Source organism: Glaesserella sp. (assembly GCF_041814905.1).
Taxonomy (GTDB): Bacteria; Pseudomonadota; Gammaproteobacteria; order Enterobacterales; family Pasteurellaceae; genus Glaesserella.
The window spans coordinates 24,277-38,474 of the sequence record NZ_JBGXYA010000017.1 but is presented as its reverse complement, the minus strand read 5'-3'; the positions used below and the strand labels follow the sequence as shown (position 1 = coordinate 38,474).

The window sequence follows — 14,198 nt, the reverse complement described above, 5'->3', positions numbered from 1 at the left end:
AAGGGTTTAAATCTGTTGCATTAAAGGATTAACTTTAGCGTCAATCGCTTCTCTGGCTCTAAAAATTCGTGAACGAACCGTCCCGACCGGGCATTGCATTGCTTCTGCGATTTCCTCGTAACTCAATCCTTCCAACTCACGCAAAGTAATTGCGGTCCTAAGTTCTTCGGGTAAGCTTTCGATTGTATCGAATACCACACGTTTCAGTTCGTCTGATAACACCAGATTTTCTGGTGTATCGGCTTCACGTAATTGCACGCCACTATCATAACTTTCGGCATCTTCTGCCAAAATGTCTTCTTTGGGCGGTCTTCTACCTAAAGCGGTTAAATGGTTTTTTGCAGTATTCACTGCAATTCGGTAAAGCCATGTATAAAAGGCACTTTCGCCTCGGAAAGACTCTAACGAACGGTAAGCCTTAATAAAAGATTCTTGCACAATGTCCGGAATATCATCACGTGCCACATAACGCGTCAGCAACCCTGCGACTCTGTTTTGATAACGCACGACGAGTAAATTAAACGCTTTTTTATCACCATTTTGTGCACGCTCAACCAATTCCTGATCGGTTATCTGCTCACTCATCTAGTTGCGTCTCCTAAGTTCTACGCTTATTTTATTTTTCTCTCTTGCACACCGATTAGTGTGTTTGTTAATCGAAAAGTTCATTTGAACGATTTAATTGAATAAAAATTCATCAAACAATTTACTTATCGACGAAATAAGTAAATTCCCCCTGATAATAATAAAATTATCCAGCACATTCCGTAACTTAACCAACGACCGAATTCCCCGAATAACGTATTTCCTTTTGTACTTTGTAAAGTGTAGGTCAAACTTGTCGCTTCAAATTGCGGAGCCTGTAAAATCACTTGGCCGAAAGCATCAACAAATGCCGTCACACCGGTATTGGTGGCTCTAATTAACGGTTTACCTAATTCTAACGCTCGCATTCTCGCCATTTGGAGATGTTGCCATGGACCAATACTCGCACCGAACCATGCATCGTTTGAAATCGTTAACAGATAGTCTGCTTGATAAGCTTTTTGATTTTGCTGAACCTGATCACCAAAAATAATTTCATAACAGATCGCCATATTAAACCGACGCTGACCTGCCACTAAAGGTGCTTGAATATAATCCCCTTTAGAAAGATTAATTGGTAATATAAACATTTCGCGCATCCAATCCAACAAATTACCAAAAGGAACATATTCCCCGAAAGGAACTAAATGATATTTGTTAAAACGCGGAGATTGATGCAGTGAATAAGGGAAAGATGCACTCCCCAACACCACCGCACTATTAAACAATTCTTGTCCGCGTTGATATAAGGTTCCGATAATAATCTCACTTCCCATTTTCTGCCCCGTAATTTGCCACTGTTGTAGCAACGGTTCAATTTCATTTTCCCACGCCGGAATCGCCGATTCCGGCAAAATAATTACATCACTTTTCCCCAATAACGGAGCAATTAATTGTTCGTAAGTCGTGATAGTATTACGGAAATATGCCGGATCCCATTTCATCCGCTGCTCGATATTACCTTGAACCAGGCTGATATTAATTGCCGCTTTCTCGGTATCCGTTTCAACAAAACGAATAAACTGCGCACCGAATGCCATAGCCAGTACTACAATCAGTTGCACGATACAAGCGGTCTGTTTTAGCAATTTTTTTGCAAATTGACGACATAGTTGTACGACATAGCCGCTTATTACCATGACAAAGAAAGTAACGCCTTCTACGCCCAAAATCGGGGCGATTCCGTAAAACGGACTATCAATTTGGCTATAGCCAAATTGTAGCCAAGGGAAACCGGTAAACACGACTTCACGCAAATATTCGGTAAAGGTAAAAATACTCGCCAATACCCACGGATTTTTCAGTTGAAAACATTGTGCCGTATAAGCAAAAAGTAGCGGATATAATGCCAAATAAAGTGCTAAGAGCAGTACTGCAAGATAGCTGACTATTTCAGGAACACCACCGAATTGGATCATGCTGATTTGCACCCAGTTTACACCGATGGCAAAATAACTCACTGCCCAAAGCAATGTTGCCCATAATGCCGCTTTTTTATGATCCAGTGTGGCAAGCCAAATTAACCCTGCAGCAGAAACAAAAGCCACCAACCAATAGTCAAACGGGGAATAAGCTAACACGCCTATTCCCCCTGAAACCAATGCGACACAAGCGGTCAGAAAAGAAGGATTTTTTGCTATTTTCATTATTCGCCAGACTTCTCTTTTTGTTGTTCCATTAATTCAAGCTGTTCATCGGAAACCGTCACGCGCAATTGAATTAAGCGACGACTGTCTGCGGAAGTCACTTTAAAAGTGATGCCCTGTAAGTTAATTTCCTCCCCTCGTTTTGGTAGATGTCCGAATGCCTGCATCACTAATCCGCCGACAGTATCCACTTCTTCATCATCAAAACCGCTCGCAAACTGCTGGTTAAACCGTTCAATATCGGTTAACGCAAGTACCGCATAACTATGCTGGGAAAGCTGACGAATCGGTTCGACTTCTTCTTCATCAAATTCATCTTCAATATCGCCGACAATCTGCTCCAAAATATCTTCAATGGTGACCAACCCTGAAACCGCGCCGAATTCGTCCACCACAATCGCCATGTGGAATCGTTCCGAACGGAATTCTTTTAACATTCGGTCAACCCGCTTGCTCTCCGGCACAATCACCGCCGGACGCAGAATTTCCGCCATTTCAAAAGGTTCGGAGTCAGAACGTAAATATTTCAGCAAATCTTTAGCGAGTAAGATACCTTCTATCGTATCTTTACCGTCACGAATAACTGGGAAACGCGAATGTGCGGATTCAATAATAATATCCACACAAGCGTCTAACGGTTGGTCTGCATCAATAAATACAATTTGCGGACGAGGAATCATAATATCGCGCACACGCAGTTCCGAGATTTCCATCACCCCTTCGATCATCTCTTTGGTGTCGCTATCAATTAATTCGTTTTCTGCAGAATCACGTATTACTTCCACTAAATCTTCACGATTTTTCGGCTCTTGTTGAAATAATCCGCCGAATAAGGATTTTAAAAAAGACTTTTTATCTTGCGCACTTACGCTAAATTGGTCATCACTCATTGAATTTACTCATTAACAAATAAAACAGGCGAAAATTATCACAATTTAGATAAAAAATCGACATTAAGGCATATTCTGTGCTTTCTATTTACACAAATTTAGCATAGGATATGCCACATTTGTTCCCTATACATTTATCCAATTAAAGGAGTTCATTTTATGAAATTAGGTCAAATTGCATTTGCTGTAGCGGCATTAGTCGCAAGCACAACGACGCTTGCCGGCTCCATTACCGGCTCTTCAAATGTAACATTTCTTGCGTTTGACGGTCAGAAAGTGAAGAAAAACACTGCACTACAAGTAAACGACAGCAACCAACATCAAGTGGTGTTAGAAGTTTCCAGTATTTACCGTTCAGGCTCCGACGACACATTCTACGAGTCAGACCCGATTGTATTGAGCTTTAGCGGCAGCGCCGAAGATATCCAAATTCTTGCGCCTAACTTACGTAACGAAGCCGAAGTGGATAAATTTAGAAAATCACCGACATTCGAAGTGAAAACTACATCAGGCAAAGCATTGCAATACCAACAAGATTACTTGAAAGGCGAAGGTTTTATGCCGAACGCAAATATCCTTGAAAACCTTGCAACCTACAACGCCGGTAACGGTCCTGCCGTAGTGAAAAGCTTGGCGGTTACGCCAATGACGGCAGTAATGGGAGCCAGCACCGGTAAAGCGGCAAAAGGTAAAGTCATGGTTCAAGGTGAAAACATCGCAGAGCAACAATTACAATACTGGTTCCAACAAGCGGATAAAGAAACCCAAAAACGTTTCTTAAACTGGGCGAAAAAACAGTAACCCATACCATTAATAGACAAGCGGTGCGTTTTTGCAAAATTTTTGCCAAAACGTACCGCTTGTTGTTTATAACAAAAGCCGAGTTTCGGTCGGCTTTGCGTTTTTAATCGTGATCCGAATTTAAAAATCTTGCGATAAATGCCGGTACAAGTTCACTCGCTTTTCCGTATTGCGTTTGTTGAAATGCATTTTTAACCAAACTCGGCGCTAAATTTAACTCGATCGTAACTGCTCCTGCCCGATTTGCCTCTTGCACAAAGCCTGCGGCAGGATACACATTACCGGATGTTCCTATGGCGATAAAATAATCACATTCGGCAAGCGCTTGATAGATGCGCTCCATTTCAAACGGCATTTCACCGAACCACACGATATGCGGACGAAGTCGACGCGGTGGTTGGCAGCAATCGCAACGATCCGTTTCATTCACATCCTGTTCCCAATCATAAATTTTACCCGACCAACTACAACGAACCTTTAACAGTTCGCCGTGCATATGGATAAGATTACGACTGCCGGCACGTTCGTGTAAGTTATCCACATTTTGAGTCACGATTAATAAATTTTCGCCGATTTTTTCTTCCAATTCAGCCAATGCAAGATGAGCGGCATTCGGTTGAATATCCGGAGAAAATAATTTACGGCGACGTTCATTGTAAAAACGTTGAACCAATTCCGGATTGCGGGAAAATCCTTCGGGCGTTGCGACATCGTCAATACGATGATTTTCCCATAAACCGTCGCTGGCACGGAAGGTTTGAATCCCTGATTCGGCAGAAATTCCTGCTCCCGTTAGGATCACGATTTTCGGTAATGTGGTCATTTCAGTTCCTCTTCTGTCGGTTAATCATTATAACCCTATCCGATAAATTCTGCGGCAAAGTTTTTTTGCAAAAAATCATCGAAAACAGACCGCTTGTAATCGGTTCTGCTATAATTGCGCGTTTTTAAAATATGAGGATAACAATATGTTTGAACTGAACCCGATCAAAACCCAATTAGCCGATTTAGCCGAACGTACCGATACCCTTAGGGGGTATCTTTGACTTTGATGCGAAAGTCGAACGTTTGGAAGAAGTTAACGCCGAATTAGAACAACCTGATGTGTGGAACTCACCCGAAAAAGCGCAGCAGTTAGGTAAAGAACGCGTTGAACTGGAAACCATCGTCAATACAATCAAAGCCCTTGTTCAAGGAATTGAAGATGTGGAAGGATTAATCGAACTCGCAGTGGAAGCCGAAGACCAACAAACCTTTAACGAAGCACAAGCTGAAGCCGATCAATTAGAAGAAAAATTAGCGAAATTGGAATTCCGCAGAATGTTCAGTGGCGAACACGACAGCGCCGATTGTTACGTCGATTTACAAGCAGGTTCGGGCGGCACCGAAGCGCAAGACTGGACGGAAATGCTGCTGCGTATGTATTTACGCTGGGCAGAAAGCAAAGGGTTTAAAACCGAATTGGTTGAAGTTTCCGACGGCGATGTGGCAGGTTTAAAATCCGCAACCATCCGAGTTTCCGGCGAATATGCGTTCGGTTGGCTGCGCACTGAAACGGGCATTCACCGCCTTGTACGTAAAAGCCCGTTCGATTCGAACAATCGCCGCCATACTTCGTTTGCCGCAGCATTCGTCTATCCGGAAATTGATGACGATATTGATATCGAAATCAATCCTGCCGATTTGAGAATCGACGTTTATCGCGCATCGGGTGCCGGCGGCCAACACGTTAATAAAACCGAATCGGCCGTGCGAATTACGCATATACCGTCAGGCATTGTGGTGCAATGCCAAAACGGTCGTTCTCAGCATCAAAATAAAGATCAAGCCATGAAACAACTTAAAGCAAAGTTGTATGAAATGGAAATGATGAAGAAAAATGCCGATAAACAAGCCATGGAAGACAGCAAATCCGATATCGGTTGGGGCAGCCAAATTCGTTCTTATGTACTTGACGATTCACGCATTAAAGATTTGCGTACCGGCGTGGAAAATCGGAATACGCAGGCCGTGTTAGACGGCGACTTGGATAAGTTTATTGAAGCGAGTCTGAAGGCGGGGTTATAACAATACAAGTGGTCGTTTTGCCGTGAAAATTTGCAAATTTTTGACCGAAACTGACCGCTTGTCTCCGTTGATCATCTCCTATTTTTTCTGTTCTTCCGCCCTTTTGCGGCGGATCTCTTTCGGATCGGCTAACAGCGGGCGGTAAATTTCGATACGATCACCGTTTTCGACCAAATCCGTCAATTTTGCTGGGCGACTAAAAATACCGACTTTATTTTCACGTAAATCGATTTCCGTATATTTTTGCAATACTCCCGATTGTAAAATCACGTTTTGAATCGTGAGCGGATTATCTAATTCCATTCTTTTGAGAAAATACTTTTGCGGGTAAGCGTAAACCACTTCCACCACGATTTTTTGTTTTTCGTCAGACACCGTACACCTCTTTCGCTCTTTGTTTAAAAGCATTGACCATTTTCAGCGTTAATTCGTTAAAAATTTTACCGAATACCATACCAATCACAGGGCTGGAAAATTCAAATTCTAATTGCAGGCTGATTTTACAACTCTGTTCGTCAAACGGTTCGAACAACCACGCACCGTGCAAATAACGGAAAGGTCCGTTCAGCAGTGCCATACTGATTTTACGGTTCGGAATCATCGTATTATGGGTGCTAAAACGTTGGCTTATCCCTAGTTTTTGAATCACCAATTCGGCGTTCAATTCATTTTCGCCCAAACTTAATGTATGGGCGCCTACACAACCGGACAAAAACTGCGGATATTTTTCGTAGTCATTAACCAGCTGATACATCTGCTCGGCACTATATGCCACAAGGGCGGATTGATTAATTGTCGGCATCGTTATTTCACTATTATCCCAAATAATGGCGACAGTTTACCACAGATGTGACAAGCGGTCAGTTACTGTCAATTTTTTGCAAAAAAGAGTAGAATTACGCATCTTTTAACACTCTCTTTATTTAGGCTAAATAAGAAGGATACACCATGCAAAACGAACCGATTCGCTTAACCCAATACAGTCACGGCGCAGGCTGCGGCTGTAAGATCTCACCGAAAGTATTGGAACAAATTCTCCATACGGAACAGGCAAAATTTATCGACCCGAATCTTTTAGTCGGCAACGAAACTAAAGACGACGCCGCAGTATATGATATCGGTAACGGTATCGGCATTGTGAGTACCACCGATTTCTTTATGCCAATCGTCGATGATCCGTTTGATTTCGGACGCATTGCCGCAACTAACGCAATCAGTGATATTTTTGCCATGGGCGGTAAGCCGATTATGGCGATTGCAATTCTCGGATTCCCGATTAACAAACTCCCTGCATCCGTTGCACAAAAAATCGTTGATGGCGGGCGTTTTGCTTGCCGACAAGCAGGAATTAGTTTAGCCGGCGGGCATTCTATTGATTCCCCCGAGCCAATTTTCGGTTTAGCGGTTACCGGCATTATTTCTACGGAACAAGTGAAGAAAAATGCCTCTGCAGAGGCTGGCTGTGAACTGTTTTTAACCAAACCGTTAGGCATTGGCGTACTGACCACGGCAGAAAAACAGGGCAAACTGAAAGCGGAACATAAAAATCTGGCGCGCGATCTGATGTGCCAAATGAATGTAGTCGGTGCCGAATTTGCGAAGGTCAATGAAATTACCGCGATGACCGATGTCACCGGATTCGGTTTACTCGGACATTTGAGTGAAATCTGCCAAGGCTCCGATTTACGGGCGGAAGTGTATTTCCACCAAATTCCCACCCTTGACGGAGTCAAAGAGTATATTGCTCAAGGAGCCGTGCCGGGCGGAACCACGCGCAATTTCGACAGTTATGGTCATTTAATTTCTCCAATGAGTGACGAACAGAAAGCAATTTTGTGCGACCCACAAACTTCCGGCGGCTTGTTAATTGCGGTAAAACCACAAGCGGTCGAATTGGCGCAAAAAATTGCAAAAGAGACCAGTGTAAATTTATACCCTGTCGGAAGACTACTTGCCGCAGATAGCACAAAAGTCTTGATTGACGTTCGGGTATAAAAATGAAACCTTAGAGGCGACGCACGCCTCCGGGCATTTGGAAAGGGAAAAGTATGTCACAAAAATTTGATCTCGTTATCGTCGGCGGGGCAATTACCGGTTCGGTCCTTGCCCTTGCATTAAGTTCGGCAACCCGACATAAAATACAGATTGCAATTGTGGAAAAATCTTTACCGAATTATGCCGAACAAGGTGGATTCGATGCGCGGAGTATTGCGTTGGCTTACGGCAGTTTGCAAAAATTAGCCGAAATCAGACCGCTTATCGGCGAGAATTTAGCCGAGTTAGTGCAAAAAACGGCAACGCCGATTGAAAAAATTCTGGTTTCCGATCAATCGCATTTCGGCAAAACAATCCTTTCCGCCGCTGAACTGAATTTACCTCAATTCGGTGTTGTCGTCGAGTTGGCAAAATTCGGAGAAAAACTTGCGGCAATGATTACTGAGCAACCAAATATTCAACTGTTCTGTCCGGATACGGTCGAAGATATGACACGTCGAGCCGAGCAGAATGAAATTCGGCTGACAAGCGGCAATACCTTGATTACCCCGTTACTCGTCGCTGCCGATGGCATTCAATCGCAAATTGCAGCACTTTGCGGTGTATCAACCCAATTCATCAAAGACTATCAACAATCTGCGATTATTGCCAATGTTGAACTGTCGGAACCACACCAAAATCAAGCGTTTGAACGTTTTACCGCGCAAGGACCTTTTGCATTGCTGCCATTAACCGGAAAAACGATGTCATTGGTATGGTGTTTGGCAGATCCGACGGAAATGATGAATGCGTCCGATCACACTTTTTTGAAGGCACTACAACAACAATTCGGCTGGAAACTCGGTAAATTTTTACGTGTCAGCAAACGTTTTGTCTATCCGCTTTCCTCGCAAAAAACCGAATCGCATATTCACCACCGTTTGGCGATTGTCGGCAATGCTGCCCAACTACTCCACCCCGTTGCAGGGCAAGGATTTAACTTAGGTATGCGTGATCTGTTTGAGTTGACAATGTTATTAGCGAATGCCTTTGAACAAGGGCAGGATTTAGGCGAATTTGCACTACTCAATCGTTTTGAACGGCAAAGACAGGCGGATCAAACCCGCATTATGCAGGCAACAAGCGGTCTGATTTCGGTCTTTTGTTGCGAATTTTTACCGGTCGCGGTGGTAAGAAATCTCGGATTATGCACTTTATCTCACTGTAAATTTTTACGGGAACACGTGGCAAATCGCGCCTTGGGGTGGTAAAAAGGGTGTGGAGCCCCTCTTCGGCTTCTTTCATGGGCGGATGTGAACACTTCCGCCGCACTTATTGTCTTCTTTTATTAGTCCAACGCATTGACCCATTCTGTAGCAAGAGTGAGATCCGCTTGCCATTTGGATTGAATTTCAGCCACCCAAGCCGCGATTCCTTGCTCCCAAGCTACGCCATTATCGGTTTGCGCAAGCTGTGCAATATGTTGCAATTTAAATAAACCGACAGAAGCCAGCGCGCCTTTGATTTTATGTGCTTCATCCACAGTCTGTTTACGGGATTCCTGATCTTGATTTTGTTGCCACATAGCAAGATAACGGGAAAGATGAGCGGAATATTCCGGCATGAGCCGCCCGAACAGCGCAAAATTTGCCAATACCGCTTTTTTCCCCATAACTTCCACCAGTTCGGTTAATAACTGACGGTCGAACGGTTCGTTTTCAGGCAAACTATGATTTACAAGCGGTGGGTTTTCCGTCGAATTTTTCAAAAATGCTTCATCAAAGTGGCGATTCAGGCATTCGGCAAGTGCCTCTAACGATAACGGTTTACGCAGTACGTCATCCATGCCCTGCTTTTGATATTCCTCTTTGGTTTGGATAATATTAGCCGTTAACGCAATCAATAACGGAAGGTATTCCACATCTCCGTTTTCGTAACATTCACGTAATTGGCTTGCAATATCGAATCCCGTCATATCCGGCAGTTGAATATCAAGCAGAATCAAATCGTAACTATTTTGTGCAAAACGTTCAAAGGCTTCAGCACCTGTCATTGCAACATCTACTTCACAGCCGAACTTATTCAGCATGGCTTTAGCAACCACCACATTCACTTCAATATCTTCCACCAATAAAACTTTCAGCGGATGAGTGCTAATCGACATTTCTTCTTTACGATTTTTCACCTCATCGGCTTGAATCGTCAGCGTAAATGTAGAGCCTTGATTTAATTCGCTTTCTACCGTCAAATCACCCCCCATCAGCTTGGCGATTCGCTTAGAGATTGCCAAACCGATACCGCTACCTGCAGCTTTTTTATTCTTCGCACTTTCTGCTTGATAGAACATGGCGAAAATTTTTCGCTGTTCGCTTTTCTTAATACCGATACCGGTATCCTTTAAAATAAAGCCGAAATGATCTTCATCATAACGCACAACATTAAGAGAAATATTACCGCCTTGCGGAGTAAATTTAACGGCGTTACTCACTAAATTCCATAAAATTTGGCTAAGACGGGCATTATCAACGTAAATAAAACTCGGTAAATTACCATCATATTGAACATGGAATCGGATTTTTTTCTGCTCTGCCATTAAATTGGCAAAATGGCTGATATTGCTGATTAATTGAGAGAATTCCACTTCGCTACGAAATAGCTCGATACGACGACTGTCAATTTTTTCCAAATCAATGATGTCACTGAAAATATGTCCGAGAGAAACGGCACTGACGTTGATAGTTTTAAGATATTCCCGCTGTTGAGGAGTGAGTTCGCCATCTAACAAAATACGGCTTAACCCGATAATACCGTTAAGCGGAGTGCGCAATTCATGGCTGATGGTCGCCATCAGTTTGGATTTATCACGGCTGTTTTTTTCGATCATTTCCTGATAGCGTTTACGTTCGGTAATATCGCGCCCAAAGCCCATAATGCAGTGACGATTATGCATTCGGTCGTAATAAGGCACTTTACGGATTTCAAAACAGGATAATTTATTATTCGGATTACGAATCCATTGTTCAGATGTCACCACAGTATTACTAACCAGAGTATCGCGATCGGTATCCATGATCATTTTTGCGGTTTCTTTTGAATAATTATCGTAAGGCGTTAAACCGATAATCTCTTTTTCCGGCTTGCCGGTTAAAACTTCCATTGCCCGATTACAGCCCAAATAATGTCCTTTATCGTCACGATAGAAAACCAGATCCGGTGACGCATCAAAGAAAGAACGTAAAAATTCGGCTTTTTGCTCCAGCTCTACATTTAAACGGGCATCTTGTTCACGTAATAATGAAAGATCTTTAAGCGACTGTTCCAATCGCATTCTGGAACGTTCTAATTTTTCTACGATCAAATTGAAAAAATAGATAACAAACGGAACGGAAATCAAACCGAAAATAATGGAACGAAAGATGTCGTTAGCATCAATTTCACCGGTAAAAGCCAAACTTAACAAACCTTGAATGACAATAGCGAAGAAAGAGAGAACGCAAAAGCCGAAAAGTGCTGCTCGCATTTTGCCTAAACGTAGCACCCAATTGACGTAATTCTGTCCGTATTGTTTTAAACTCTTCATATCACGCTCGTTACATCATAAAAAAGCGAGACCTAAAGCCCCGCCGAAAATATTATCGCCAGTAGAATAAACAGACGATAGCAATAATTGCGATCACGACACCCAAATAGTTGACTCGATGTATTTTCTCCTTAAATAACAGTGCGCCTACCAGAGTGCCTAAACAGATAACACCAAGGTTCATTCCGGTGAACACCAAAGTCGGATCGTCTTTCATAACTTGATGTGCCGTAATATAAAATAGGATATTACCAAAGTTGAGTACGCCTAGTAATAATCCGACGGCAACACTGGGTATATTCCATTGTGTACGTTTCAGTAACAGATAGATAAACATGACACAGCCCGCACAGATAAAAGAAATAAATAATGTCAGCGGAAAAGCGGAGCCGGATTTCGCCATCTGTTTGAATAAAATATCAATGACACCGAAGCCAACCCAAACTAACGCCAAACTGATAATCGCCGTTTTGCCGCCTTTACCCATACCTTCATGACTTTTCCAAAGTAAGCAGCCTAATGCTCCGAAAGCCAATAACAGCGCAATTAATTTTTGACCGGTTACGGCTTCACCAAACAGGGTAAACGCAGCCAAAATCGGAAGAAAAAGCGATAATCGTTGCGCAGCATCAGTACGGATAATGCCTGCAAATTCCAACGCTTTTGCCTGAATCAAAAAGACACTCGGCAATAACAATCCTAATGCGAAAAAGAGATAAGAAGACGGATGTTGTGCAACTATTTCAACCATGGTTTGTCCTTTAAAATCGGGTTTTAATAGGAAATAACAGAGGGTCATTGCCACAAGATAGTTCACCGCAATACTTTGGGCAATCAGCACACCTTTGCTTCTGGCAACTTTAATTAATACACCAACCGATACACTGCATAACACAGCAAGGACAAGTTCTAACATAAGGTCTCCTAAAAGTTGTTAGAGTAGAAATTCAATATTTTACCAAAATGTAACATTTCACTTCTATGACAAGAGGTCTGATTTGATTTGCAAAAAATGTCTTAAAACTCACCGCTTGTAATCCGCCTTTTCCGGTTGCTCGACTAGAATTAAAATTGCCGCATCACCGCCCCACTCTCTCGGCGCTTGGTGCAGCGCAATCACTTTCGGATGTTGCACCAGCCAACGAGGAATTTGATTTTTCAGCGCTTTTGTACCGTAGCCTGTCATAATACTCGCACAGTAAATACCTTCTCGTTCACAGGCTAAAATCAAACTTGCCAACTCTTTTTTCGCCTGTTCTTTGGTTAAGCCGTGTAAATCCAAAAACAGCTCGGGATGGAAATCACCACGACGAAGTTGCTTGAGAATATAAGGATCAATATCTTCTCGACGGTATTTCACCTTTTCATTTTCTTCAATTAAAAGCGGTTCATATTCATCCGAAAAATAGAATAACGTATCCGTCCGTTCTTTTAATTCACGAATTTCACTGACTTTTTTACGGGGTTCCGATTTCGGTACAAAGGTATCCTGCTTTATCTTTTTCGTGCCTTTTGTAGCCTCGCGAAACAGTGCGAAATCATCATTTTCCAACATAAAGATTCCTCTTAAATTTAGTGAACGCCATTCTAACACAAAGAGAAATATGGTATAAAACACCAATTTTAAGACCGTAAAAGAGAATCCAATGTTTGAACCTCAATATAATCTTGAATTATTACACGAAATTGCCGAATCGAATGTAGCGGAAGATTTGTCTACAATTTTAGATATGATGCGCTGGAGTTACAGTTATTTTAACGCCTCCGATCTTTACTACGGACACGGACATGATAACCCGTGGGATGAGGCAAATCAGCTGGTATTAAGTGCTTTGGCGCTACCGATTGATGTGCCGGAAAGTTTGTATGCTTCACGTTTGACCGCCATTGAAAAAGCCCGTATTGTGGAAATGGTGGAACAGCGTTTGGGATTCCGCAAACCGGTTGCTTACCTCACTAATTCTGCATGGTTTTCCGGTAGCGAATATTATGTTGATGAACGCGTCATTATTCCGCGCTCCCCCATCGGTGAGCTAATTCAAAAAGGCTTTACCGGCATTTTACGTGCTGAACCGAAACGAATTTTAGATATGTGTACCGGCAGCGGTTGTATTGCGATTGCTTGTGCCGAACGTTTCCCTAATGCCGAAGTAGATGCGGTAGATCTTTCTATTGATGCGCTGAATGTGGCGGAAGTGAATATCGAGCGCCATAATATGGCTCATAAAGTCTTTCCGCTACAATCGGATCTTTTCAATAGCTTACCTCAAGATCGCTACGATTTAATCGTGACTAACCCGCCTTATGTTGATCAAGAAGATTTGGCAGATATGCCGGAAGAGTTCCATCACGAACCGGAAATAGCGTTAGGTTCCGGCGCTGACGGGTTAGATATTACCAAACGAATCTTAGCGCAAGCTGCAGATTATCTCAGTGATAACGGGGTATTGGTGTGCGAAGTCGGTAATAGTATGGTGCATTTGATTGAACAGTTCCCACAAGTGCCGTTTAACTGGATTGAGTTTAAAAACGGGGGATTAGGGGTTTTCAGCCTAACCCGTGAGCAACTTTTAGCGAATAAGGCATTATTTTCGAACTAAGATAAGTTTTTTTTATTTATTTCATAAAAAAAATTAAATCATATTGCCATTTATC

General features: G+C 42.6%; 13 protein-coding genes and 1 pseudogene. 5 read left to right on the top strand and 9 right to left on the bottom strand.

The annotated features are described in order from the left end of the window. Window positions 1-6: 6 nt before the first annotated feature. The 3 genes from rpoE to corC form a co-directional block, all read right to left on the bottom strand. Window positions 7-585, bottom strand: coding sequence for an RNA polymerase sigma factor RpoE (gene rpoE / locus ACEYJ7_RS02815; RefSeq protein WP_373777506.1), 579 nt, complete (start codon window positions 583-585; stop codon window positions 7-9). Window positions 586-710: 125 nt separating this feature from the next. After that, window positions 711-2,231, bottom strand: coding sequence for an apolipoprotein N-acyltransferase (lnt, locus tag ACEYJ7_RS02810; protein WP_373777505.1), 1,521 nt, complete (start codon window positions 2,229-2,231; stop codon window positions 711-713). Further along, window positions 2,231-3,121, bottom strand: a complete 891-nt coding sequence (gene corC, locus ACEYJ7_RS02805) for a CNNM family magnesium/cobalt transport protein CorC (protein WP_373777504.1) — start codon at window positions 3,119-3,121, stop codon at window positions 2,231-2,233. The genes lnt and corC overlap by 1 nt, the downstream gene beginning before the upstream one ends. Before the next feature lie 159 nt (window positions 3,122-3,280). On the opposite strand from corC, the gene ACEYJ7_RS02800 reads away from it, so the two are divergent. Further along, a complete protein-coding gene (locus ACEYJ7_RS02800; RefSeq protein ID WP_373777503.1) occupies window positions 3,281-3,922 on the top strand; it encodes a DUF2057 domain-containing protein in 642 nt (213 codons plus the stop codon). Window positions 3,923-4,025: 103 nt separating this feature from the next. Here ACEYJ7_RS02800 and cobB read toward each other — a convergent pair. Further along, window positions 4,026-4,751, bottom strand: a pseudogene (cobB, locus tag ACEYJ7_RS02795) (Sir2 family NAD+-dependent deacetylase); the annotation flags it as partial. 139 nt (window positions 4,752-4,890) lie between these two features. Between cobB and prfB the strand changes: the two are divergent. Next, a protein-coding gene (prfB, locus tag ACEYJ7_RS02790; RefSeq protein WP_373777502.1) for a peptide chain release factor 2 occupies window positions 4,891-5,989 on the top strand; the annotation gives its coding sequence in 2 pieces (ribosomal slippage) (window positions 4,891-4,965 and window positions 4,967-5,989; 1,098 coding nt in all). A 78-nt stretch (window positions 5,990-6,067) separates the two neighbouring features. On the opposite strand, the gene ACEYJ7_RS02785 is transcribed toward prfB, so the two are convergent. Together ACEYJ7_RS02785 and ACEYJ7_RS02780 are read right to left on the bottom strand one after the other, a co-directional pair. Further along, window positions 6,068-6,397 carry an RnfH family protein gene (locus ACEYJ7_RS02785; RefSeq protein WP_373777501.1) on the bottom strand — a complete coding sequence of 110 codons (330 nt, stop codon included), beginning with the start codon at window positions 6,395-6,397 and terminating at the stop codon, window positions 6,068-6,070. Continuing rightward, window positions 6,357-6,791, bottom strand: a complete 435-nt coding sequence (locus ACEYJ7_RS02780) for a type II toxin-antitoxin system RatA family toxin (RefSeq protein WP_373777500.1) — start codon at window positions 6,789-6,791, stop codon at window positions 6,357-6,359. The genes ACEYJ7_RS02785 and ACEYJ7_RS02780 overlap by 41 nt, the downstream gene beginning before the upstream one ends. 146 nt (window positions 6,792-6,937) lie before the next feature. Between ACEYJ7_RS02780 and selD the strand changes: the two genes are divergently transcribed. Next, window positions 6,938-7,984 carry a selenide, water dikinase SelD gene (selD, locus tag ACEYJ7_RS02775; protein ID WP_373777499.1) on the top strand — a complete coding sequence of 349 codons (1,047 nt, stop codon included), beginning with the start codon at window positions 6,938-6,940 and terminating at the stop codon, window positions 7,982-7,984. Window positions 7,985-8,037: 53 nt separating this feature from the next. Continuing rightward, window positions 8,038-9,234, top strand: coding sequence for a 2-octaprenyl-6-methoxyphenyl hydroxylase (gene ubiH / locus ACEYJ7_RS02770; RefSeq protein WP_373777498.1), 1,197 nt, complete (start codon window positions 8,038-8,040; stop codon window positions 9,232-9,234). A gap of 77 nt (window positions 9,235-9,311) precedes the next feature. Here the strand turns inward: ubiH and ACEYJ7_RS02765 are convergent, their stop codons facing one another. The 3 genes from ACEYJ7_RS02765 to smrB form a co-directional block, all read right to left on the bottom strand. Continuing rightward, complete coding sequence (locus ACEYJ7_RS02765) at window positions 9,312-11,543, bottom strand: ATP-binding protein (RefSeq protein WP_373777497.1); 2,232 nt, start codon at window positions 11,541-11,543, stop codon at window positions 9,312-9,314. A 52-nt stretch (window positions 11,544-11,595) separates the two neighbouring features. Further along, window positions 11,596-12,459 (bottom strand): EamA family transporter, encoded by an 864-nt coding sequence (locus tag ACEYJ7_RS02760; RefSeq protein ID WP_373777496.1) that lies wholly within the window; start codon window positions 12,457-12,459, stop codon window positions 11,596-11,598. Window positions 12,460-12,567: 108 nt separating this feature from the next. Continuing rightward, window positions 12,568-13,098, bottom strand: a complete 531-nt coding sequence (gene smrB, locus ACEYJ7_RS02755) for an endonuclease SmrB (RefSeq protein ID WP_373777495.1) — start codon at window positions 13,096-13,098, stop codon at window positions 12,568-12,570. Window positions 13,099-13,189: 91 nt separating this feature from the next. On the opposite strand from smrB, the gene prmB reads away from it, so the two are divergent. Further along, on the top strand, window positions 13,190-14,143 hold the full coding sequence (prmB, locus tag ACEYJ7_RS02750; protein ID WP_373777494.1) for a 50S ribosomal protein L3 N(5)-glutamine methyltransferase: 954 nt from the start codon (window positions 13,190-13,192) through the stop codon (window positions 14,141-14,143). The last annotated feature ends 55 nt before the right edge of the window (window positions 14,144-14,198 follow it).